Consider the following 22,123-nt stretch of genomic DNA (forward strand, 5'->3'; position numbering starts at 1 on the left):
ATACACCAAATACACGTTATAAAACCCTCTTGAAAGAATAATCAATCAATTTATATCCTTCGTAGAGAAATTTACCCGAAAATAACCCTTCTTCATCGAGAATTTTCAGAAATACCCTATCTCATTCCCAGAGATTGAGATCCAAGAGCTTATCATCATCTATCCACTCAAGCACTCATTCAGGTGAATCAATCAATTCTCACTCAAATTCGTCGATCACAAACACCCAGACATACCATGTTTCTTCATTGGCAAAAGCAGGAAAAGTGAGAAAGGCCTTCAGTTTCGGATTCTTCACTTTCAATCCAGACTCTTCCTCTATTTCACGAATCGCACATTCCTCAGGCGTCTCTCATTCCTCAAATTTGCCACCCAGACCGTTCCATTTCCCCTTATGCATATCATTCTCCTTCTTGATACGGTGGAGCATCAGGGTCTTGCCGTTGTGGCGGATATAGCAGAGGGTAGCGAGTTTCATAGCTTAAAAAATCCAATTATAGAAATACCCTAGAAGTATAATACAGAATCAAACAAGTCCAAAAAATGTGAGAAGGAGTGGGAGTTTCATCACTTTTTTGAGAATGAGAAATTCGGGCAAGCTCAATCCTACTACTGCCATCATAAAGGCTAACCCTGTTCCGAGAGGGACTCATTTGGCAATCAATGCCTGTATGATGGGTATGACACTGGTTGCATTGGCATACATCGGTATTCAGAGTATAACGGCTATTGGCACAGCAAAAGGAGTATCCTCTGAGATGTACTGTGCGAAAAATCCCTCTGGCACAAATCCATGAATTCATGCGCCAACGGCTACCCCGAGGAGCACATAGGGGAGTATTTTTTTGGTGATCTGGAGTCATTCACGAGAAGATTCTCGCCAAACTTGTTTCCAAGTTTTCTTGGTTATCGCCATTCCAGCATTATGCACAGGCGTTTTCCAGATAAAATCAGCGACATATTTTTCGAGCTTCAATTTTCAGAGAATAAAACCTCCGACCATTCAGAGAACTATCCCCGAAATGGCATAAATGAGCGTTATTTTGAGTCAAAAAATCCCGAGTAGCATCGCCAAAGCGACTTCATTGACCAGTGGTGAAGTAATCAGAAATGAAAAAGTAATGCCGAGCGGAATGCCTCACTTCAAAAAACCGATAAAGAGCGGAATAGATGAGCAACTGCAAAAAGGTGTTATCGCTCCAAAGAGAGAAGCCATAAAATACTCGAGTCCGTAGAGCTTCTTTTTACTCAAGAAATCCCGTATTTTCTCCACAGGGAAAAACACATTCACAAAATTCATCACCTGTGTGATGACAAGCAGCAAAATAACTATCTTAATCGTGTCGTAGACAAAGAAATTCACCGCTCAGGCACTATGAGCCCCCACTGAGAGATGAAGCACTGTATAGGTCAGAAAATCGGCAAATAGCTGTATTGGGTAAAATATGTCCATAATTTATTATTTCTTCTGGCAACAACATCCGCAGCATCTTCCTGTTTTTGTTTCTATTTTTCCTTTCAAGAATCCGAGAATTTCTGAGACCTCATTGAGTTTGCCACTACTTACGACTACTTCATCGATGACCAAAGCGGGTGTTCCCATCACGCCATACGCCATAATATCGGCAATATCGGTGACTTTTTCTACTGTCGCCTCGATTCATGATTGCTCGAGAGCTGTTTTTACATTGGATTCGAGTTGCTGGCATTTTGCGCAGCCAGTTCAGAGGATTTTGATAGTTTTCATACCATAAAAAGTTAATGAATTAAAGGGTATATCTGTCTTCTTGGTTTATTATAAGTTTTGACAAAACAGGGTTTGGAATTGCTCAAAGCACTCGTTCAATCTCCGCATCTCAGATAATACTCTGTAAATAGTGTATGATTATTTCAGGATCTTCGTCTGCTGGAATGGCAAACCGGACACATCATTGTATATCTCCAGTATTTTCTACCAGCACATTTCTCTTTTCATTCAAACAAAATTTACGAATTCTTCATCGCAGCATCACTCCATTGATTGGAGTTTTTTCAGTGCGAATCTCGTAAATGTCCCAGTGTATAAGTTCTTGAAACATAATTAAAAATTTCTTAAAAAGGTAATTTCTTCACGAATCATATCGATTTCTTCTTCTGTTTGAGCGACATTTTCCAGTACGAGAGGTGCTTTGATCCTATCTTTGAAATACTGTAACAACTCTAATACCCATGGCTCGGCATCTCGGCATAAAAAATTGTGATCCCGAACACCTCTACTTAAATGAGACATATGTACCTGGACAATTTGCGACCCAAATCTGTCTATAAAAGACCGCACAGTATCTGCTCATATAGTCAGCGCATGTGCAAAATCAAAATTGAATCCTATGTCGGGATTCTCTTGTAAAATCTGTGCGATTTGATCTGGAGTCGAGCTATCTGGTAATTTATAGTCTTCATTTTCCACGAGGATTTTGAGTCCGTATTTTCTAAAAATATCATAATTTTTTGTCCAACCACTGTGCACGATGATGTGCTTTGCGTTCAGAGTTTTTGAGAGATATTGTAGTTTCTCGAGTACTGAATGACAGAGCTCATTATCGCCATAGGTCATACCAATCCATGGAGCATGGAGAGAGACACATGGAAGTGTCTTCAGATATGCTATAAGTACTTCATCTGGGTCAAAAGAGAGTAAGTATGCAGGATCAGCAATACAAATTTCTATACCATATCACCCCTCGAATAGAGGTTTCATCCTCTGTATCCGAGATGGTTGATCTGGGTAAAATTTGTAGACAAGGCCTGTAGAAATAGCAATCTGGTTTTTCATAGTTGAAATTTATACGTTCATTATAATTTCTTTTACTCTTTTTACCACCTTCTTGGAGGTATTTTATGTGATGGTTTCGGTCATCAATCCCCCCTACCCCCCTTTATCAAGGGGGCATGCACACCATTTCCTTTTCACGGACTCGGTTTGGGTCTTGGTGGTCTCTGTGGTTTTGGCGGAGCTTTTACTACTGTGTGATTTTTGAGAGGATAGGGATGATTGTCGATAACGGGGATTTGTTTTCCGATAAGTTTTTGGATATCGCGGAGGTATTCTTTTTCTTCTGCATCACAGAAAGCGAGAGCGATACCGCTCGCTCCTGCTCGACCAGTTCGACCGATACGATGGACATAGGATTCTGGGATATTTGGTAGCTCAAAATTCACGACATGGGTTAGTTCGTCTATGTCGATTCCTCTCGCTGCAATGTCCGTTGCCACGAGGACACGAGTCGTCTTTGCTTTGAAGTTTTTGAGGGCTGTCTGCCTGGCATTTTGTGTCTTATTTCCATGAATTGCTTGAGCGTTGACTCCTACTTTCATCAGTTCTTTGACGACCTTGTCAGCACCGTGTTTTGTCCGAGTGAAGACGAGGATTCGCTCAATATTTTTATCCTTCAAAACCTCTAGGAGAAGATGTTTCTTGTTCTCTTTGTCGACAAAGTAGACAGCTTGGTTGACAGTATCGGCGGTGCTCGAAACTGGGGTGACTTCGACACGGGCTGGGTTTGTGAGAATACTCCGGGACAGTTCGACTATAGCAGGAGGCATGGTCGCTGAGAAAAAAAGGGACTGTCGTTTTGCAGGAATTTTTGCAATGACCTTTTTGACATCATGGACGAAGCCCATATCGAGCATTCTATCGGCTTCATCGAGGACAAAAAATTGAATATGGCGAAGATCGACATATCCTTGATTCATGAGATCGAGTAGCCGTCCTGGCGTTGCGATGAGGACATCGATACCTTGTTGGAGCGTTTGGACTTGGCTGTGCTGATTCACACCACCAAAGATAACGGTGTATTTCAATTTCGTATTTCGTCCATAATTCCCAAAACTCTCGGCAATCTGGATGGCGAGCTCTCGTGTTGGTGTAAGAATCAGCCCACGAATCACTCTTCTGCCTGGTGCGAGATGTCTATCTTCACTGAGGAGTTGGATAATAGGAATCGCAAAAGCCGCTGTTTTACCTGTTCCCGTCTGTGCGACTCCGAGGAGGTCTCGGCGCTGGAGGACGAGAGGAATAGCTTTCGCTTGAATAGGCGTGGGTGTCGTGTATCACTCGGTTTCGAGGGCAGCGAGAATTGGCGGGATTATCTGGAGTTCGGAGAATTTCATGAGACAAGATAATTAAAAAAAAGAAGCACAAAAGTACTTCTTTGATAGTAGGGTTTTATCGAGAAAGAGCAAGAGAAACTTTCTTACAATGCTGATTCTGTGTAGTCTCGGAAATTATCCAGAATAGCCTGCCAACCTGCTATCTGTATTTCATATGAATGGATTTCTTCTGCATCAAATACTTCCGTCACTCGTATGCCACCATTTTCTTTTTGCTCAAAGGTAACTTCTACTTTTCTACCCGCATCGAGGAAATATTCTTTCATTTCTCCTATCGTATAGACGAGTTTTTTCATCGGCACCACTTCGTCATATTTGGCAGTGAAATCAAATTGGAAACTGCCGTCTTTTGCAGCAAAAGTATTGATAAAAATACCATCCACTTTTGGTTCTTCACCGATGGCCTTTGGACAGTGCCAGTCATCTGATGCGTGACTCCAATGTATTATTGCTTCTGGTTGCCAAAATGCATTCCAGACCTTTTCAAGCGGTGCTTTGACGAGCACAGAGACAGAGAGTTGAGACATAGTAAGAAACTAAAGGTTTGTTTTATTGGTCAGGATGGCGGGACTCGAACCCACGACCCCAAGACCCCCAGCCTTGTGCGCTACCAACTGCGCCACATCCTGATAGAGACAAGTGTATGATTATTTTGTTTTTTTCAAACGAGAGACCTGGAATTTTGGTTCTGGTTTTTTGGGAGCGACAGGAGCAAGTTGTAACCAGATTTCATCAAAGACTTCTTCGGACGATTTATTTGCATCTATTTTGACACCATCATGATGACTAAAATAATGTCCGTACGAAGTAATATAGGTTTCTTGGAGTTTCTCTACAAGGCGGCGTTTTGCTTTTTTTGTGAGCTTTTCACCATCGGGAAGATATTTGAGATTATTGATCATCTGAAATGAGAGCAGAGTCCCTTCTCCTTCGTCTTCTTTCTTGGCTCGTTTTTTGATTCTTTCCAGTGTTTTACTTGCTGAGACATCGAGATATACTGTTGTTGCTTTGGCAAACATATCTTTGTAGATAGTATTCTTGAACCAGAGCAGTCCATTTTCGAGTTGGTCGAGAGTGTGTCCGAGGGAGAGACCACGAATCACAATCGTCGGAAGCGCTCTATCCATAATAACGGTGTGTCCTTTGAGGAGGCTTGGAACGACTTTTCTCTCCATCTGGTAGAGAAAATCAGCTACTTGCAAGAGAAGATGTGCTTCAGGGGTGATGCCTTCTCCTGGCTTTTTAGTTTCATGTTCGACAAAGTATTCACGGAAAAATGGAGCATCTTTCCATGTAATAATCACAGCAACCTGCCCCTGAGCCATCAGCATCTTTTTGAGTTTTTTTGCTTGTGTAGATTTGCCGCTCCCATCAGGTCATTCGAGGATGATGAGTCGGCCTGGAAAATCGGAAATGCGGGAAAAGTTTGGTTTCATAGTAAGAGAGAATAATTATTTTTTTATAATCCAGAGAGAAGTCCTGTGCCATATTTTTTTGAGAAATACTCACTGACCTTTTGACGCATCTCGGGAGTCGTGTCGCAGACCGTTTTGATAGCGTCGATAGTGTACATATTCTCTGATTCTGCGAGACGGTCGTAGGCATCGACGACACGAGTCTGGAAGGCGTGGAAATTGTGGAGGATATTATCAGAAAATTCCATATCCATTCCTGCTTCATAGTGTTTGAGATCATTACGGCCTGCTGCTCGCTTCATCCCAGCTTCTACGGGGAGTCGGAAATAAAATGTCATATCTGGCACAGGGAAATAGCTATCATAAAATGGACGGACTTCCTCGATTTCTAGTCCTCGGGCATATCCTCGGGCAAGAGCTGTGTAGATATAGCGGTCAGCGAGGACGATAATACCAGCTTTGAGCATTCATTTAATCTCTGAGATGTAGCGTTCCATGAGATCGGCGGCGTGGATCATATCGAAGACGGTCGCTGGAAGTTTGAGATCCCTTTTCTTCAGTATTTTTGTGAGCGGCTTAATCCTGAGATTGCTATTCCATTCAGTGAAATGCACAAAAAATCCGTTTGATTCTAAAAGTTTTTGGAGAATACGGACTTGTGTGGATTTGCCACTCCCATCTTGTCATTCGACGACGATGAGCGTCCCTGGGCGGATATCTTTTGGGAAAAATGGTTTTTGTTTTTCACTTTTCTCCGAAGAGATTTTATGATTTGTAAAACGTGGAGCTGCCTTCTTCCCTCGAGTAAGAGGTGGTGCAGAGAGAGTAGAAATAGGTGTCATATGAGACAATCCTATCAGATAATTTTTTACTCTGCAAGTTGTCTGAAGTATTTTCCTCTAAAAATTATTGCCCTATTTCGGAAGTATGGTCTATTATATGTTTTTATTTTTTGAGTGAAAAAAGTATTCGTCTCAGCGATGTCTTCCAGTCATACGTTGTCATATTATATGGATGTTCTGTGAGACTTTTCAGGAGTTCTTTTGACCAAGCATCACTCCCATTCCCTTCATAGATTTCTTCGCTTGAGAAAGCAATCCCGTATGTTTCAATATCACGTCCTCCACTGGTTGCAAATGAATAGTTTTCTCCTGATTCTATTCTCGTGAGTAGTTTCTGCACAACGTCTGCAGTTATCATCACGGTTTCTTTTTTGAGTGTGAATGTATGATTTTGTGCTTCGTGTTGATGTGGTAGAAGTGAGCGGAATTCATACTGTTGAAGAAATCCAACCAACTCCGGAGTATAGGTAATATTAGAGTGTTCTCGAGCGAGATCGACCATGTCCACTGAAAGTGGCACATCGGTCCGTATGGTTGCCAAAAACTGGCTTTTTTTAGCGCTTTCACCATCGGCAATCATAGCTTGAAGTTTTGGAGAGAGTTTGCTCAGATTTTCGAGAATAGTATCGAGCGTTTTATAGTCTTTGAGAAGCTTTATTGCTGTTTTTGGACCGATTCATTTTACTCCAGGGATATTATCAGATGTGTCACCAATAAGTGCGAGATAGTCGACTATTTGTGATGGTTGTATTTCAAATTTTTTAATCACTTCTTCGAGCCCATACTCCTTATCCTTCATAGCATCATATACGTAGGCGTTACCACCGACAAATTGAAAGAGATCTTTATCAGAGGAGACAATACGAATCTTTTCCATTGTTTTTTCATGTTTTCGTACGAGTGTTCCGATGATATCATCCGCTTCAAAGCCAGGCGCTGCCATCCATGGTATTTGGAGAAGGTCTGTTACCTCGAAGATGGCATCCATCTGACTTATAAGGTCTGAAGGCATACCATCACGATGGGCCTTGTAATTTTCGTCAACTTCACTTCGAAATGTCTCTCATCCACTATCAAAAGCAATAACGATATACGCGGCATCGGTTTGCAAGAGTTTCATCAGAGCCCGTGTATATCCAAAGAGTGCATTTGCTGGTTTCCCATCCTTGGTATGCATGCCTGGCACAGCGTAAAATACCCGAAAAATCAGGTTAAATCCATCAATGATAATCAATTCTCGACGCATAAACTAATATATTAACTTCTGATAACACTCCTCACATACCACTCTTTCTGGTACATTGGGAGCGTAGATACTGATTATAGGTTTTTTACAATCAGTACAAGTTCTTTCATGGAGCATTCTTCCATTTCTGAGTGAGAGTCGCTCTTTATGTCGCTGGTCAGGATGTTTGGTTGGAAGTGGAAGATTATTTTCGATGTAGAATGCGAGTTCCTGTGATACGAGTTTAAATGGTTTTTTTGTTACTTCACATTGTAGAGTTCATGCTAGTACCTCGGCGATATTTTTTGTAGCAGTATCAAATCCCACTATTCTCTCATCATATTGAGCTATAGGAAGAGGGGAATATATATTTCCAGTAAATACTACAGTTTCTTCGGTGCGCCATTTCCATCCTCACTGTATTGCTTCATCTTGGGAGAGAGGAAAATACTCGTGAGCGAGGGATTCATTGTATTCAAATGCCGACAGCTGTCGTGGAAAAAATTGTCACCACTCACCTGTACTCCGCATATGTTCGACGAGTTTCCCACAGAGGGTTTCATATTCTTGTGCGGAATAAGATGTATTGAAGATGCAGTGGTGTTCGTGATTATGAAGCGAGATACAACCAAAACAATGATGTACTCATGAAAATAAAAAAGAGCAATACAGAATATCAGAAAGACTTCTCGTAGAGTTATTGCAGAAGAAAATATTTGATGCATTTATCCCTACTGTCACTGAGCAATAACTATTTTCGAGATTTTTCATACCATTCATGACATATCGACAATCTTTTTGTTCTTTACCACTATCACAATACGCACAATCCTCAGCCCCCATCATATAGTAGCAATCAAAACAATTTTTTGAGGATTGAAATTCATTTCCGAAACATTCTTCTGACTGAACCATGGAGGCATATTTATGCACTCCCTGCGAAATCACTTTTTTAAGAGAGTTGATCGACAAAAGAGAAATATTATTTTTCTTTTTATATTCTTTTATCGCTTCTGGTGTAGATGGTTGGTTGAAGAGATAATTCTTCTTATTTCTCAGATTGTAGCAACCAATACAGTTATTGCATCCGATACAGTCATAACAGAGTATACAGTCGCCACAGTTGGTGAGTTCATGAGAATACCAACAGTTATAACATTTTTTTGAGAGGTTCAGCGTGTAGCAATTTTCACATTCAAAAATACATTCACAATCAATACAATTTTTAGAGTAATCCCATATCTGACAATACAGACAGTTTTCATTGAAAAGTCCATTGAAACAAAGATAACAATCTTTGACGTTCCCACAGTTATTGGAATAAATCGAATTTTCATCATCAAGACGACTATTTGCCGGATGGGGGACAATATCGTTGAGCTCAGACCATTGTTCAAAGAAAGTCTTGTTGAAATCTACATCTTGTCCATACTCCATCGGGTTCCATGAATCCGAATACCAGAGTGATTTCTCATAGACTGGGAAAGGTACTTCACTAGAAAACATGGCGATAATTTCTTGTCCAGTTTTACTGCATTTTCGTTTGTAGAGTCGATTCTGATTTCGGAAACTGAGCAATGTTTTTCGCATTTCAAGAGGCGAAACGTCCAAAGAGGGTAAACTATATTTTTCCCCTCAAAAAATTGGCGAGACTTTATCCAAGAACTCCAAATCTTTATCGGTCACAAAAAAATCTTCTCCAGAAATACGACATTTCTTGGTTTCTATAATTTTTTCTCCAGGAGGAAGTATCATAAAATAAAAGATAAAAGAGAAGAAAGCAGGAATTTTTTGGTTTTAACAACCTATAACCCATAACCATCAATCCGAATGCAAGCTCCTCTAGTTTATTATGCTCAACGAGAGCAGAAAATCAATCTATTCTTTCCGCCCCTTATCTCGATAGACTTTTCTTTGATCATTATCGTGAAATTTGAGCATCGAATCTGAGATGACAATCCCCCAAGGTTTTCAGAGTTTCTCATACGTTTTGAGAGTTTTTGGGAGCCAGAGTTTTTTAATAAGCCCTTCAAATATTCAAAATACAGAATACAAAATACAGAATACAAAATAAAGGAATTTTTGTTTTTTTTCTTTTTCTGGTGATTTTTTGAGACCATTTACTCCCCAAAATCGTTCAAGAGTTTTATTTTTATTTATCAGAGGCACGAGAGTTTGAATCCACTTATCGAGATAGATATCGTTTTCGATTCGTATGCTATCGAGATTCATCACATCTTCTGTGATAAAAAATGAGAGACAAAATTTATTCTTCGTTTTTTTGATATATTCTGGGCTTCCCTTGGTGAGTCCATGGATATTTCGTCGTCGTACACCGAGAATACTAAAAATTATGGTTACAACAAATCGAGCCGTCCAGAGTTGTCAGGATTTTGCAATGATAAAAAGATCGATATCAGAATTTTCATCTCATTCCCCCATGGCTCGGGAATTACAGAGTGCTACGAGTCTGATACTCGGGAAGAGTACCAACAATCAGAGTCAGATTTTGTGTCTCAGAGAAAGAATATTATATGGATACTTCATGTTGTATTTCTAAATTTTCTGGGGTGACTTCCCGGCGGGCACAGCGAGCAATAAATTCTCTTTGATCTAGATTTTTTATCATGATTTTTACGATGAGCGTTCGTCCTATATACCAACTAATTTCATTATTTTCTCAGACATATACTGGGGAAACAAAAATGATATTTTCTTGTCTTCTCGGGTCGGGCCAAATATATATATTCCAATCATTGGTTGTATACTTTTGTACCTTTTTATTCCCTACATGGAGCGTATCTGTCTTGTCTCAAAGAACTTCCGTGATGCCCTGAGATATCATATCAGCCACTACTCCTTCAGGAGTTATTTTCGGAACATCAGAATATCATTGGGGCACTTCGTAAACCATAAAAAGAGTATATGGTTACTGTATTGAAAGCAAGCTATATTCATTTTCGATACATCTCTTTATTGAGATGCACGAGGAGATCATAGGGTATCACATCGATGACTTTTGCTTGTTTCTCAAGACTGATAGGCGATTTTGGATTTTCACTGATAAAGAGGACTTCCTCACCAACTACTGGTTCGGGGACATGAGAGATATCAATCATCGTAATATTCATCGACACTCGTCAGATGATAGGACAAAGCATATTCCGTATAGAGAGAAATCCCTTGTTGGAAAATCTTCGGTCAAGTCCATCATTATATCCTATTGGTAATACACCTATAATCATCGCTTTTTCAGCGGTGTAAGTTCCGTCGTATCCTACGGATTCACCTGCATTCAGATATTTTACTTGCATCAACCGCGTATGACACCGCAGAGCGGGCAAGAGCTCAGGATGTCCATACCCATAATATCCGATTCCTGTACGAGCAAGTGTGTCATGGGCCTGGTCGGATTTTTTGTGGTTGAGTGCTCCGCCAGAGGCACAGATATGTTGAAAAGTAGGCCGTATGCCATGCTCTGTAAGGATTTTTTCAAAACGATTCATAGCTTCGTATTGAGTATTAGTTACGGTATGATCATCCGGTGTTGAGAGATGAGTCATGATGCCGACGATATTGCGCTTGAGAGATGAGAGTATTTTTAGGTCAGGTTTTGAGAATGATTGAATGCCCTCTCGGTGCATACCAGTGTCAAAAAAGAGGTGCAGCTTTGCGCGATTTCTCTTTTTTACAATTACTTGAGCATAGTCGAGGTCTGAGCAAGCATAGTGAAATCTTTTTTCCCGCGGGATATCCTCTGGATCAACAAAACCCATAATAAGTACTTCTTTTTTATACCCATATTTTTGGAGTTCATAGGCCTCAAAGAGTGAATCCACACAGACAAATGGGATAGTGTATGAATTCCATTCTTTTGCGAGGAGTTTTAACCCATGACCGTACGCATTGCTTTTCACGACGGGTACACAGGGTATTCCTGAGAGTCTTTGAAGTACTTCCAGATTGTGTTTGAGACGGTCTGGGAAAATAGTAATGGTGTTGAGGTTGTGGTAAGGCATATTTCTACAGATAGCTTCCTCGGAGTACCCACCTGTCTATATCAGTGATTTTGACTGGCACGAGTGTTCCTATTGTAACAGATTCATTCTTTGGAGCAAATACTTCTCGGAAGTTTCTCGTTCGTCCAGAGATTGTGCCGTCTTCCTCATCGATTTTTGAAACGAGAATTATTTCCTCTCGGCCAATCATACACTGGTTTCTCTCTTGAATTATCTCATACATCAGCGTATTGAGCTGGTCCCATCGTCTTGCTTTTACATCAGCGGGAATTTGTCATGGCATCTTGGCAGCATAAGTTTGTTTTCGAGGAGAATATCGCGCGATATAAGCAAAATCAAATTGGCACTCACGAAATGCCCTCACAGTATTCTCAAATTGTTCCTCAGTTTCTCCAGGAAATCCCACAATAATATCCGTCGAGATACCAAAGAGTGGGTCACGAGAACGGAGGTAGTCGACCATCATTTTGAAATCTTCATAGGTGTGTTTTCGATTCATCTTCTTGAGAAGTTCATTATCTCACGACTGAAGTGCAAAATGGAGATAGTGGCAACATTTTTCGAGATCAAAATGGGCGTCGAGAATATCACGGGTCATATCATGGGGATTGCTTGAAGTAAAGCGGATTCTATCGAGCCCATTGATGTCGTTGAGAGCTTCTAGTAGCTCTCGGAAGGGCGTTCTCACACTCGCGGATTCCCATGTAAGTTCTTCCGGATTCCAGAGATTTTTCCGTGTTTCTTTGCCATAGCTATTCACATTTTGCCCGAGCAGTGTGATTTCTTTTGCACCATTTTTCACTGCATCTCTTGCTTCTTCAATTATATCTTCAATGGGTCGAGAAACTTCTTTTCCTCGAGTGTAGGGGACAATACAAAAGGTACAATAATTATCACATCCCGTTTGTATGATAATATTGGCACTTCCATTGGATTCTCGTTCCTGTCGTACACGGAGGTAGGACTGAAAAGAATCATCTTGGCCAATATCTTCTCGATAAATGAGAGATAGAATGGTTGTCAGTGTACCAATTTCTTCTATTCTTATCACAAAATCTATATTCTCGGTGCGAATAAAAAGCTCATCATCAGAATTGAAGAGAGAAGTCACTGGTACGTCAGTGCTTGAGTACGTCAGTGCTTGAGTCTTGAAATCCAGAAGCTCTATTTTTGTTGTGTTTTTTCGCCCCTGATAGCCGTAATATTTCTTATTGATACCTGTTTTTCGTGTCATGCATCCTGTCACACCGATGATGATATTTTTACCAGTTTTTTCCCTTCGGTCTGAGCTTACTTTTCAAAGAGAATACTCAGGGTCGATGACTCGTATTTTCTGGATTTCTTCTATGTATCCGAAGACTTTATCTTCTGACTTCTGGCGAACAGAGCAGGTATTGAATATAATGACATCGGCTTCATGCCATTCATCAACTCGTGCAAGTCCTGCCTGAGAAAGGAGCATATGAATCTTTTCACTATCAGCATAGTTCATCTGACACCCGAAGGTCCGAATACAATATTTTTTTGAAGATGGTGGTTTATTTGCTTTTTGAAGCTCAGATTTTATAAAAGAGAGCTTCTCGTGGCTTATGAGAGACATAGGAGAAGTATACACAATTCTCTATAAAATGAAGGAGTTATTTTTCACATAAAAAATTTTTATGGTAGTTATCGTATATCCGCGAAATCTCTAGCGCCTAATTTATGAGCATCGGAGAAAGAACGTTCAAATACCCAGTGGAACATGATATATTTCAGAACTTTTCAAAAGCTCGAGAAACGTCGCCCACTCGTTATGACCGTTGTGGACATGTCCTGTATGCTCAGCATATCTCATTTCTCTCATATTTTTGCTGCCAGTAAAAGATCTTCTCCTAAATTAATACCTGGAGAATATCCTCCCATTTGGATTGCTATATCTTTCTTAAAAACAGAATTATATCAATAAATTGCTGGGCACTTAGGCTCCCTTCAGCTCCATTTTCGGATTGTATCTATTACATATTTCATCCAATGGAAGGACCAATGTACTCATCAATATTGGCTTCCGCCAGACAAAAAACAGAGATTCTTGTTATTCTGGAAATAATGCATTGACTCTTCGACCCATGTAGCTGGTACGATAGAATCTGCATCCGTAGTAAATATATATTCTCCTTTTGCAGCCATAAGTCCTGCTTGTCGCGCATAGGAGGTTCATTTTTGTTTTTCCTCGATAACCTTTAATCCACATGATTCTGCGAGAAACTTCGTGTTATCAGTACTACCATTATCGACGAGAATAATCTCAGTAGGATAGTGTGTTTTTATTTTGCTCAATGCTTCGATTGTGGGTAAGAGATATTTTTCTTCATTATAGGCAGGTATCACGATCGATACTACCGGTGCTTCTGACTGAAGAGAAAGAATTCTTTTTTTTATGTCTGTTTCCACAATGATTTTCTCGATTAGGATGTATAGATCCAGTATAATGATTTTCTCGATAAAAAAAGTCCTCCTCGGATGAGGACTTTCTCTTAGATTGCTTTAAAATTATGCTGTCGCGTCTTCTTCTTCGAGCCCAAGTGACTTCTTGAGATCGTCTATCTTATTTTGGTCTTCATTGGATTTTTGACGGTTTTTGAGCTCATCGATATAGATTTGTTTGAGTTGTTTCCATTCTGCTCGTTTGTCAGTGACGAGTTTTTTGATTGTTTCTGCTTCTTTTGGCATGAGCTTACGGAATTCTTCTCGTTCCTCAGTAAATACCTTTTTGAGCTCATCAATCTGGTATTGAGAAAGTGTTGGGATGGCATCGACGACGCGTTTTTTCTCTGAGACAGAAAGTGACAGTGAGTGCTCGAGGAGGTCTACGAAATCTTTTTCCTCAAATTGTGTCAGAGGGTGGAAAGAGACCAGGTCGAGAATAATCTGATTATCATCAGTATTATATCGTCCGATAAGGTCTTTGAAAAATGCTTCTGCTGCTATGGGGTCAAATGTAGAATTATCATCTCCACTCGCTCCACCTTGTCCAGTTTGTCCGCCTTGGGTAGTGTCTTCAGCCATAAAAAGAAATTAAGAACGAAAGATATGAGAAGCGATAAAAACTTCTATCTTTTCACGCAGTATATCATCGAATACCCCATTTGTCCAAACTTTTTCTACATCATCATCTTCATCGAGGTCATTTAGGAGCTTTATTACTTTGACGCCTTGGTCAAAATCGATGATTTCATTTTCGAGCGTGGGGAGATACTCGAAACTGCTTGAGACGATTAGTATACTTTTTGATTTTAGGAAGTCAAGCACTGAGGAAAAGTTTTCTCTGAGAACGATAAGCCGTGTTTCATCGTCAATTGTTTTGTAATCATCAGCGCCTGATTCGATAATCATATCTTCTGTGATATCGGAGGCGTTGACGATAATAACTCCACGATACTGAAATATATGATTGGAGAGCGATCCTGCTTCTCATAGATTACCACCATTTCTCGTAAAATAGGAACGTATACTACTGGCAGTACGATTTCTGTTATCGGTGAGTGTCCGTACGATCACAGCGACACCGCCTGCAGCATATCACTCGTAGGTGATATCTTCGATATCGGCAACATCTTTATCGAGTCCCGCCCCCCGTCGTATGGCTTTTTCGATAACATCCCGAGGAACGCTGTCCTTTTTTGCTTTTTCGATAGCTGTATAGAGCGTGGGATTTTCGTCTGGTTTTGCCCCACTGCGTGCGGCGAGGGCGATGAGTTTGGAGTGCATACCATACACTTTTCACTTTTGTACGGCAGAAGCAGCTTTTTTATTGGCAAGAACGGGTCAACGTCACATAAAGTTGGGAGATAGGTGGTAGAGATAGGTGGTAGATAGTGCTCTATAAGTAATATCATTCCACGGTTTCCAGTCTATTATGTTGTTTTTTGATATGAGTCAACCAGTGTTTTTATTTTTTACCTCATGTGATTTGTATTTTACCCAAAAAATACTACACTATTTCTATGTCACACATGTTTGAGCAAAGTGCCGGAGGAATTGTCTATCGCAAGCACGGTGGGCTTATCGAAGTGCTCTTGCTCAAATGGAAAAACTCTGGAGGCAATATCGTCTATGCTCTCCCAAAATGACATCTTCTCGAAAATGAAACGGCTGCTGACGCGGCTATTCGTGAAATCGTCGAGGAAACTGGTCTCGAAGCATCACTTTTAAAGATTAAAAAATTTATTAAAACAATCTCTTTTTCCTTCACTGCTCGGCATAAAACAGGGAGTCCAACTATCAATAAAGATGTCGCACTCTATCTCGTCGAATACTCTGGAGCGAAAAAGCCGTATGTCCAGCGGGAAGAACGATTTGTGGGTTCTGTATGGCTCACACTTCCAGATCTCAAGAAAGTAAAAACGAAACCAAATATTTATGATATAGTGGAGGCAAATAAGGATTTTATGTAAACGTATTGATAGAAATACAAAATACAAAGCGCAAAATACAAAATATAGGAAGTAATTGGTTCGGGAGCCAATAAATTAATCAAATTCCTTCATTTTGTATTTTGCATTCTGTATTTTGTACTAGCAAGAAAAGATAAGAGTCTTACTTGCAACTTTCACCTCCTTCATTATACTCCCCTCATAATTTGGTTACTTAATTTTCTTCTATGCAACTCTCTCTTGGCAAAAATGGTTCCTACGTCGATATCACAGAAGGTGGTGCTCGCATCTCTCTCACGGAAACGGCGGTTCTCATCAATGATTATGCGGTTGATTTCCCTGGTGAATATGAACGCAATTTTATCTTCGCGGAAGTCCGCGAGACACAGAGTGGTCTTATCTGGATCTTGACGATAGATGGGAAGACTTTAATTTATCTCCCAACGTCTGTGACAGTAGAATCTCTCGAGACATTTCGTGATATCAACAATAAAGATATAGTCATATTCCCAGCGAGTGAAACTCTTTGGAAAACACTTGAAACTTGGGAGGTTTCTGTAGCAGTTCCTTATGGCCCTCAAACACATGAATTCCTGACAAAGCTCTGACAAGCCGTCGAAGCAACTCCGAGTGTTGCTATTAAATCCACGGATTTTGAATCAGAAAAAACTCGTTTTATCACGCTCGGGTAATTTTATTGTACGTTTTTTGACATCTTCCGAAAAGAGAAAAAATGTATGATTATAATGCTTGCATTTTTAAAATTGTATCTATAATCCTCGCGTTATGGAATCTACCAGTTGACCACACATTCTCTCTGTCGCACCGCATCAGTTTGCTGAAAGCGGTCTGTTATCATATATTTCAAATACTGTTCTATCGACATGGATTTTTATCGGCATTCTCATTATCCTCTGAGTATTTCTCAATGTCGCTGCCAAAAAAGAATCTGGCTTTGTTCGTACCACTGGGTTTTTGATCGTAAAACATCTGAAATCTTTTTTTAAACCTCTCCTCGGACATAATCTCCCCCCCTCAAAAACTCTGTGGTTTGTTGGTGGTATTTTTCTCTATATTCTCTGAGCAAATCTCTATAGTCTCCTCTTGGATTGGTTTCTCGCTTTCGCACCAGGATTTCACAATTATCTTCGCCCCATAAATTCCGATATTAATACGACACTTGGTATGGCAATTCTTGTTATTTTGATCTCTCACCTCATGATGATTCGTTTTCGAGGCGTTTTCCAATATGTATTGCATTACATCTTCCATTTTGAGGGGGGTGGTTTTGTAGAAAAGATGATTAATGTTGTTGTAGGATGGATTCATCTTATCGGAGAATGAGTCCGGGTACTTTCGCTCTCTCTCCGTTTGTTTGGAAATATTTTTGCTTGAGCCGTACTACTCTGAGTGATGGGCTGGTTAACTGCCAAAATCGGTGTTGCCACTATTCCTGTCGGAAATTTTCTTCTTATACCATTTTACTTTTTTGAAATGTTCGTTGGTTTTATCCAAGCAATGGTTTTCGCCATGCTTGTCTCCCTCTACTTTGAAGAGGCCTCATCCAGTCACTAACCTTTTTTATTTCCTAATATTCTTTTTATGAAAAAGTTAGCTTTTGTTTCTCTCCTTGCTCCTCTTGCAGTCCTTGCAGAAGAAGGTACAGCTGAAGTTGTTGCAACTGCAGCAAAGTCAGTTTCTGATTTTGCTCCTCTTGGTTTTGGTCTTGCAGTTTTTGCATCTGCCATTGCTATTGGTCTTATCGGTTATTCTACTGCTGCTGCTATCGGCCGCAATCCATCTGCTAAGAGCGATATCACCAGTGGTATCCTCCTTCCTATGGTTCTCGCAGAAGGTCTCGGTATCATCGCTGTTATCCTCGCGTTCGTTAAATAAAAAAGATAAACCAGATAATTCGATAACCAGATGGTGCGCGTAGAGTATCTATTACATATCTCGTAATCTTGTTTTCTGGTAATCCTGTAATCCTTCTCCTATGGAATGAATTAATTTTTGATCAATGCTGATTCAGGTGATTAACCTGGGTATCGTCCTTTTTGTGCTCAAAAAGTTTCTCTTTGACCCGTATCTCCGGCTCGTAGAAAAAACGGAGGAAAATCAGAAAGAAATCGCTGCAGTCCACGAGACAGTGGCTCGTATCCGAGCGGATGCTGAAAAAGAAGCGAATGAGCTCGTCTCAGAAGCTCATAAAAAAGCATTTGAAATGCGAGAACATGCAGCAAAGAATGCTCAAAAACATGCTGATGATATCCTCAATCAAGCGACAGAACAGGCACGAATAATTCGCGAACGAGCTGAAGGCGAAATCACTGTCCTCGAACAAAATTTCTCAAAACGTATGAAAGAAGGTGTGATGACAGCTGCTGTTTCTCTCAACAAGAAACTTCTCGGGCAATCCAATACTGCACGACAAGACTTTATGAAAGCGCATCTTGATGAAGTCGTTTCTAAATAATACAAAGTACAAAAGACAAAGTACAAAATGAAGGAATTTATTTAACAAATTAAACCAATTAAACGTATTAAACCTATCTCATGGAACTCGAAATACCACACCTTGATAATCCGATAGAAAGAAGAAAGCTCGTCCGTGCGATTGGTATTTTTCGTAAACTCCGAAAGATATCTCGTACTCGTGCAGAAAAACTCTTTGCTCGTAGCCAAAATGGAGTCAAAGAAAGCTCTATTGTGGTCGGGCAGGATATTGAAGCGGGTGAAGAAAAATACCTTCTCTCTCTATTTCATAAGACTTTCCCTGATGCTCAAAAACCTACTTTCTCCCTCAATTCAAACCTTCTCGGAGGCGTGCGGATGATGTATGGAGATGAGATGGTGGAGCTCTCACTCAATCAAATCGACATTAAAAAATAATTTACCCTTTTATGACCTCTATTTCCTTTGACAGCGTCCTCGCGGACATCCAAAAACAAATCCAGCATCTGGATATGACCCCTGAGAAAGTACAGACTGGTGTCGTCGTCTCCGTATGAGATGGTGTCGCACGAGTCGATGGGCTCTCTGGTGTCGCCTATAACGAGATGGTTGAGTTTGAATCCGGCGCCGTCGGTGTCGCGCTAAACCTCGAAGAATTCTCTGTCTGAGTCGTCGTCCTCTCTGGTTTCAAATCTATCAAAGAAGGTGAGACCGTGACGGCAACTGGTCGTGTGATGGAGGTTCCTGTTGGGAATGCTCTTATCGGTCGTGTCGTCGATGCTCTCGGAAATCCTCTCGATGGTAAATGACCAATTAAAAATCTCGAAAAATATCCTACTGAACGTGTCGCTTCAGGAGTTATGAGCCGAAAATGAGTTCATGAACCACTCCAGACCGGTATCAAAGCCATCGATGCCCTCGTACCAATTGGTCGAGGTCAACGAGAGCTGATTATCGGAGACCGACAAACAGGAAAAACGCAGATCGCTATCGATACTATCCTCAATCAAAAAGGTCAGAACATGATCTGTGTCTACGTAGCTATCGGTCAAAAAGATGCAAAAGTCGTCCGTATCACAGAAGAACTCAAAAAGGCAGGCGCTATGGATTATACTATCGTCGTCAATGCCGGAGCATCTGCTCCTGCTGCGATGCAATGGCTCGCTCCCTATACTGGTTGTGCAATGGCAGAATATTTCATGCTCAATGGTAAGCACGCCCTCATCATCTACGACGATCTCTCTAAACACGCAAATGCGTACCGAGAAATGTCTCTCCTCCTCCGACGACCACCAGGACGTGAGGCCTATCCAGGAGACGTGTTTTATCTCCACAGTAAACTCCTCGAACGAGCTGCGAAGCTCAATGATGCTATGGGCGCAGGATCTATGACCGCTCTTCCAATTATTGAAACATTGGCAGGCGATATCTCAGCGTATATTCCAACGAATGTGATCTCTATCACAGACGGACAGATCATGCTCGCGACGAATCTCTTTAACTCTGGTGTGCGACCTGCGATCAATGTTGGTCTCTCTGTATCTCGTGTTGGCGGATCTGCTCAGACTAAAGCGATGAAAGGGGTAGCTGGTACACTCAAACTCGACTTGGCTCAATTCCGTGAACTCGAAGCGTTCTCACAATTTGCCTCAGACCTTGACCCAGAAACTCGTGCTCAGCTCGAGCGAGGGCAGAGAATGGTAGAACTCCTCAAACAAGATGTCTATTCTCCAGTTGTGATGGAAAAACAAGTGTGTGTTCTCTATGCCGGCACAAAAGGATTTTTGGATACTATTGCTCTCAAAGATATCAAGAAATTTGAAGAAACGCTCTATTCTGCTCTCGATGCAGAAGGTACTATCCTCGAATCAATCCGAACGTCTGGAAAACTCGAAGATGAGCCAAAGAAAGCACTCGAAATGATTATTAATGCGGTGAAATCAGAACTTACTTAATTAAAAATATGCGATTCATCACATACTTCCTTCTTTTTGCAACAAGTGCGCTCGTTTTCTCAGCTTGTTCTATCATAAGAAAACCTGATATTGCACAAAATCCTTCAGCTCTTACGGAAGAAGTGAATATTACTAATTCTCCCGAGAAAGATATAAATGTGGTACTTCAAAAGCTTGAAAATGAACTTCGTATACTTTGGCAAAAACAAACCCCCGGGAATGTTCCATATAGTGTGCCTCAATCAGAATTGGTAAATGTGCAAACATGAGAAACATTTTCTAGTGAATATGTCGGAGGTCCTATTTATCAAACCGTTTGGACGCCTAATCATAAGCAAATGATCTTTTCTAAAAGACAAGATATATGAGACAGTCCCTACGGTCTTTTTATTACGAAAAAGGATCAGTTTAGAGAAGTTCAATCAATCACCTTTTTTGGAGACACAATAGAAAATCAAGGAGAAGTCCTGTCTTTTTATATAGATGATAAATATATCTATAGCATGCAAGGAGATGGTGTTCAAGATTTTTACCCTAATGGAAATCCTATGTTTATTGATAGTGATAGAATCGTGATTTATGATATTGTTAGTCTCAAAGAGGTTTTGCGTCAAGCTATCAACACAGAAACCAAGATTCTTATAAACCAGGATTACGAGCTCAATTATCAATCTAAAAATTAATTCACATAGTATATGCCAGCAGGTAAACAAATCCTAGACCGAATCAAATCAGTCCGTAACACGGGGAAAATCACTCGCGCGATGGAGCTGATCTCAACGGTAAAAATGAAAAAAGCTGCTGATATCGCTATTGGTGCGCGACCATTCGCTATGGAAGCGAGTGGAATATTCTCTCGTGTAGCAGATGATATTAGTGCTAGTCCATACGTAGAAAATCAAGAGCAAAAAGAAGAAAGAAGAGATAAGAAAGTAGGAATTATTTGAGAGGAACTCGGAACTCGGAACTCGGAACTCAAAACCTTAGTTGTTGTTGTGACATCCAATCGAGGACTCTGTGGCGCCTATAATATCAACGTCTTCCGTGAAGCGCTCAGACAAATTGCTGGCACAACGGCTGATTTTGTGACTATTGGTAAAAAAGCTCGCGAATTTGTCACTCGCACAGGTAATAGCCTCATCGCAGACTATTCTAGTATTTTTAAAGACGATCCAACAGCAGAACAAGTCAAAACTATTTCTATAGGGCTTCGTGAGCTCTTTCTCGCAGAAGGATATACTGAAGTAAAAGTCATCTATAGTTTCTATATTTCTGCGATTGCTCAAAAAGCAGTGACTCGTCCATTTCTCCCTGTTTCAAAAGATAAACTCAGTTCGTTCTTGGAGGAAATAACCGGTAGTTTCATCACGCCAATGACACAAACAGGAGAGTACAAACTCGAACCATCAAAGAAAATTATTGCTGATGCGATTGTACCATTGATTCTCGATCTCATGTTCTATGAGATGCTTCTCGAGGCAAAAGCGAGTGAACATGCGGCTCGTATGGTCGCGATGAAAAATGCTCGTGAAAGCTCTGGGACAAAAGTGAAAGAACTCACCCTGATTTACAACAAAGCTCGACAAGCAGCTATCACCAAAGAAATCTCAGAAATCGTCTCAGGTGTTGAGAGTATGAAGGATATTTAG

The 22,123-nt window shown here is 40.6% G+C and carries 27 protein-coding genes and 1 tRNA gene; 9 read left to right on the forward strand and 19 right to left on the reverse strand.

The genetic code is table 25. From position 1 onward, the window contains the following. Nucleotides 1-16 precede the first annotated feature (16 nt). The 19 genes from WC753_02545 to WC753_02635 all read right to left on the reverse strand — a co-directional run bounded on the left by WC753_02545 (nt 17) and on the right by WC753_02635 (nt 15,469). Entirely contained in the window at nt 17-478 is a 462-nt protein-coding gene (locus WC753_02545; GenBank protein MFA6080340.1) for an 8-oxo-dGTP diphosphatase, read from the reverse strand. Nucleotides 479-481: 3 nt separating this feature from the next. Then, entirely contained in the window at nt 482-1,453 is a 972-nt protein-coding gene (locus WC753_02550; protein ID MFA6080341.1) for a permease, read from the reverse strand. 6 nt (nt 1,454-1,459) lie between these two features. Next, nucleotides 1,460-1,747, reverse strand: coding sequence for a thioredoxin family protein (locus WC753_02555; GenBank protein ID MFA6080342.1), 288 nt, complete (start codon nt 1,745-1,747; stop codon nt 1,460-1,462). A 19-nt stretch (nt 1,748-1,766) separates the two neighbouring features. Then, nucleotides 1,767-2,078, reverse strand: coding sequence for a hypothetical protein (locus tag WC753_02560; GenBank protein MFA6080343.1), 312 nt, complete (start codon nt 2,076-2,078; stop codon nt 1,767-1,769). Between the two features lie 2 nt (nt 2,079-2,080). Beyond that, on the reverse strand, nt 2,081-2,812 hold the full coding sequence (locus WC753_02565) for a TIM barrel protein (protein ID MFA6080344.1): 732 nt from the start codon (nt 2,810-2,812) through the stop codon (nt 2,081-2,083). Nucleotides 2,813-2,853: 41 nt separating this feature from the next. Next, entirely contained in the window at nt 2,854-4,149 is a 1,296-nt protein-coding gene (locus WC753_02570) for a DEAD/DEAH box helicase (GenBank protein ID MFA6080345.1), read from the reverse strand. An 83-nt stretch (nt 4,150-4,232) separates the two neighbouring features. Continuing rightward, nucleotides 4,233-4,676, reverse strand: coding sequence for an SRPBCC domain-containing protein (locus WC753_02575; GenBank protein MFA6080346.1), 444 nt, complete (start codon nt 4,674-4,676; stop codon nt 4,233-4,235). Between the two features lie 26 nt (nt 4,677-4,702). Continuing rightward, a tRNA-Pro gene (locus WC753_02580) sits at nt 4,703-4,778 on the reverse strand. 18 nt (nt 4,779-4,796) lie between these two features. Next, a complete protein-coding gene (locus WC753_02585) occupies nt 4,797-5,585 on the reverse strand; it encodes a hypothetical protein (protein ID MFA6080347.1) in 789 nt (262 codons plus the stop codon). Between the two features lie 23 nt (nt 5,586-5,608). Further along, a complete protein-coding gene (locus tag WC753_02590) occupies nt 5,609-6,406 on the reverse strand; it encodes a thymidylate kinase (protein ID MFA6080348.1) in 798 nt (265 codons plus the stop codon). A 103-nt stretch (nt 6,407-6,509) separates the two neighbouring features. Beyond that, nucleotides 6,510-7,652, reverse strand: a complete 1,143-nt coding sequence (locus WC753_02595; GenBank protein MFA6080349.1) for a 5'-3' exonuclease H3TH domain-containing protein — start codon at nt 7,650-7,652, stop codon at nt 6,510-6,512. A gap of 3 nt (nt 7,653-7,655) precedes the next feature. Further along, entirely contained in the window at nt 7,656-9,386 is a 1,731-nt protein-coding gene (locus WC753_02600) for a hypothetical protein (protein ID MFA6080350.1), read from the reverse strand. Between the two features lie 123 nt (nt 9,387-9,509). After that, on the reverse strand, nt 9,510-10,178 hold the full coding sequence (locus tag WC753_02605) for a hypothetical protein (protein MFA6080351.1): 669 nt from the start codon (nt 10,176-10,178) through the stop codon (nt 9,510-9,512). Then, the gene (locus WC753_02610; protein ID MFA6080352.1) at nt 10,162-10,545 is read right to left on the reverse strand and encodes a hypothetical protein; all 384 of its coding nucleotides are present in this window, start codon (nt 10,543-10,545) and stop codon (nt 10,162-10,164) included. Before WC753_02610 ends, WC753_02605 begins: the two co-directional genes overlap by 17 nt. A gap of 34 nt (nt 10,546-10,579) precedes the next feature. Beyond that, nucleotides 10,580-11,650, reverse strand: coding sequence for an alanine racemase (alr, locus tag WC753_02615; GenBank protein MFA6080353.1), 1,071 nt, complete (start codon nt 11,648-11,650; stop codon nt 10,580-10,582). Nucleotides 11,651-11,654: 4 nt separating this feature from the next. Next, nucleotides 11,655-13,250, reverse strand: a complete 1,596-nt coding sequence (locus WC753_02620; protein ID MFA6080354.1) for a MiaB/RimO family radical SAM methylthiotransferase — start codon at nt 13,248-13,250, stop codon at nt 11,655-11,657. A 68-nt stretch (nt 13,251-13,318) separates the two neighbouring features. Next, nucleotides 13,319-14,083 carry a glycosyltransferase gene (locus WC753_02625; GenBank protein ID MFA6080355.1) on the reverse strand — a complete coding sequence of 255 codons (765 nt, stop codon included), beginning with the start codon at nt 14,081-14,083 and terminating at the stop codon, nt 13,319-13,321. A 99-nt stretch (nt 14,084-14,182) separates the two neighbouring features. Then, on the reverse strand, nt 14,183-14,698 hold the full coding sequence (locus WC753_02630; GenBank protein MFA6080356.1) for a hypothetical protein: 516 nt from the start codon (nt 14,696-14,698) through the stop codon (nt 14,183-14,185). A gap of 9 nt (nt 14,699-14,707) precedes the next feature. Next, a complete protein-coding gene (locus WC753_02635; GenBank protein MFA6080357.1) occupies nt 14,708-15,469 on the reverse strand; it encodes a YebC/PmpR family DNA-binding transcriptional regulator in 762 nt (253 codons plus the stop codon). A gap of 167 nt (nt 15,470-15,636) precedes the next feature. Here WC753_02635 and WC753_02640 point away from each other — a divergent pair, with 167 nt between their 5' ends. From WC753_02640 to atpG, 9 genes are all read left to right on the forward strand, one after another. Continuing rightward, nucleotides 15,637-16,086 (forward strand): NUDIX domain-containing protein, encoded by a 450-nt coding sequence (locus tag WC753_02640; GenBank protein MFA6080358.1) that lies wholly within the window; start codon nt 15,637-15,639, stop codon nt 16,084-16,086. Between the two features lie 206 nt (nt 16,087-16,292). Beyond that, complete coding sequence (locus tag WC753_02645; GenBank protein MFA6080359.1) at nt 16,293-16,757, forward strand: hypothetical protein; 465 nt, start codon at nt 16,293-16,295, stop codon at nt 16,755-16,757. Between the two features lie 94 nt (nt 16,758-16,851). After that, nucleotides 16,852-17,640 carry a F0F1 ATP synthase subunit A gene (locus WC753_02650; protein ID MFA6080360.1) on the forward strand — a complete coding sequence of 263 codons (789 nt, stop codon included), beginning with the start codon at nt 16,852-16,854 and terminating at the stop codon, nt 17,638-17,640. A gap of 27 nt (nt 17,641-17,667) precedes the next feature. Beyond that, nucleotides 17,668-17,961, forward strand: coding sequence for an ATP synthase F0 subunit C (locus WC753_02655; protein ID MFA6080361.1), 294 nt, complete (start codon nt 17,668-17,670; stop codon nt 17,959-17,961). Between the two features lie 100 nt (nt 17,962-18,061). After that, nucleotides 18,062-18,541, forward strand: a complete 480-nt coding sequence (locus WC753_02660) for an ATP synthase F0 subunit B (protein MFA6080362.1) — start codon at nt 18,062-18,064, stop codon at nt 18,539-18,541. 80 nt (nt 18,542-18,621) lie between these two features. Next, a complete protein-coding gene (locus WC753_02665; protein ID MFA6080363.1) occupies nt 18,622-18,957 on the forward strand; it encodes a hypothetical protein in 336 nt (111 codons plus the stop codon). 11 nt (nt 18,958-18,968) lie between these two features. Then, complete coding sequence (atpA, locus tag WC753_02670; protein MFA6080364.1) at nt 18,969-20,474, forward strand: F0F1 ATP synthase subunit alpha; 1,506 nt, start codon at nt 18,969-18,971, stop codon at nt 20,472-20,474. Between the two features lie 8 nt (nt 20,475-20,482). Continuing rightward, nucleotides 20,483-21,157 (forward strand): hypothetical protein, encoded by a 675-nt coding sequence (locus WC753_02675; GenBank protein MFA6080365.1) that lies wholly within the window; start codon nt 20,483-20,485, stop codon nt 21,155-21,157. A 12-nt stretch (nt 21,158-21,169) separates the two neighbouring features. Beyond that, a complete protein-coding gene (atpG, locus tag WC753_02680) occupies nt 21,170-22,123 on the forward strand; it encodes an ATP synthase F1 subunit gamma (GenBank protein MFA6080366.1) in 954 nt (317 codons plus the stop codon).

The sequence above is a fragment of the Candidatus Gracilibacteria bacterium genome, from assembly GCA_041660965.1.
Classification (GTDB): domain Bacteria; phylum Patescibacteriota; class Gracilibacteria; order BD1-5; family JAGOOR01; genus JAGOOR01.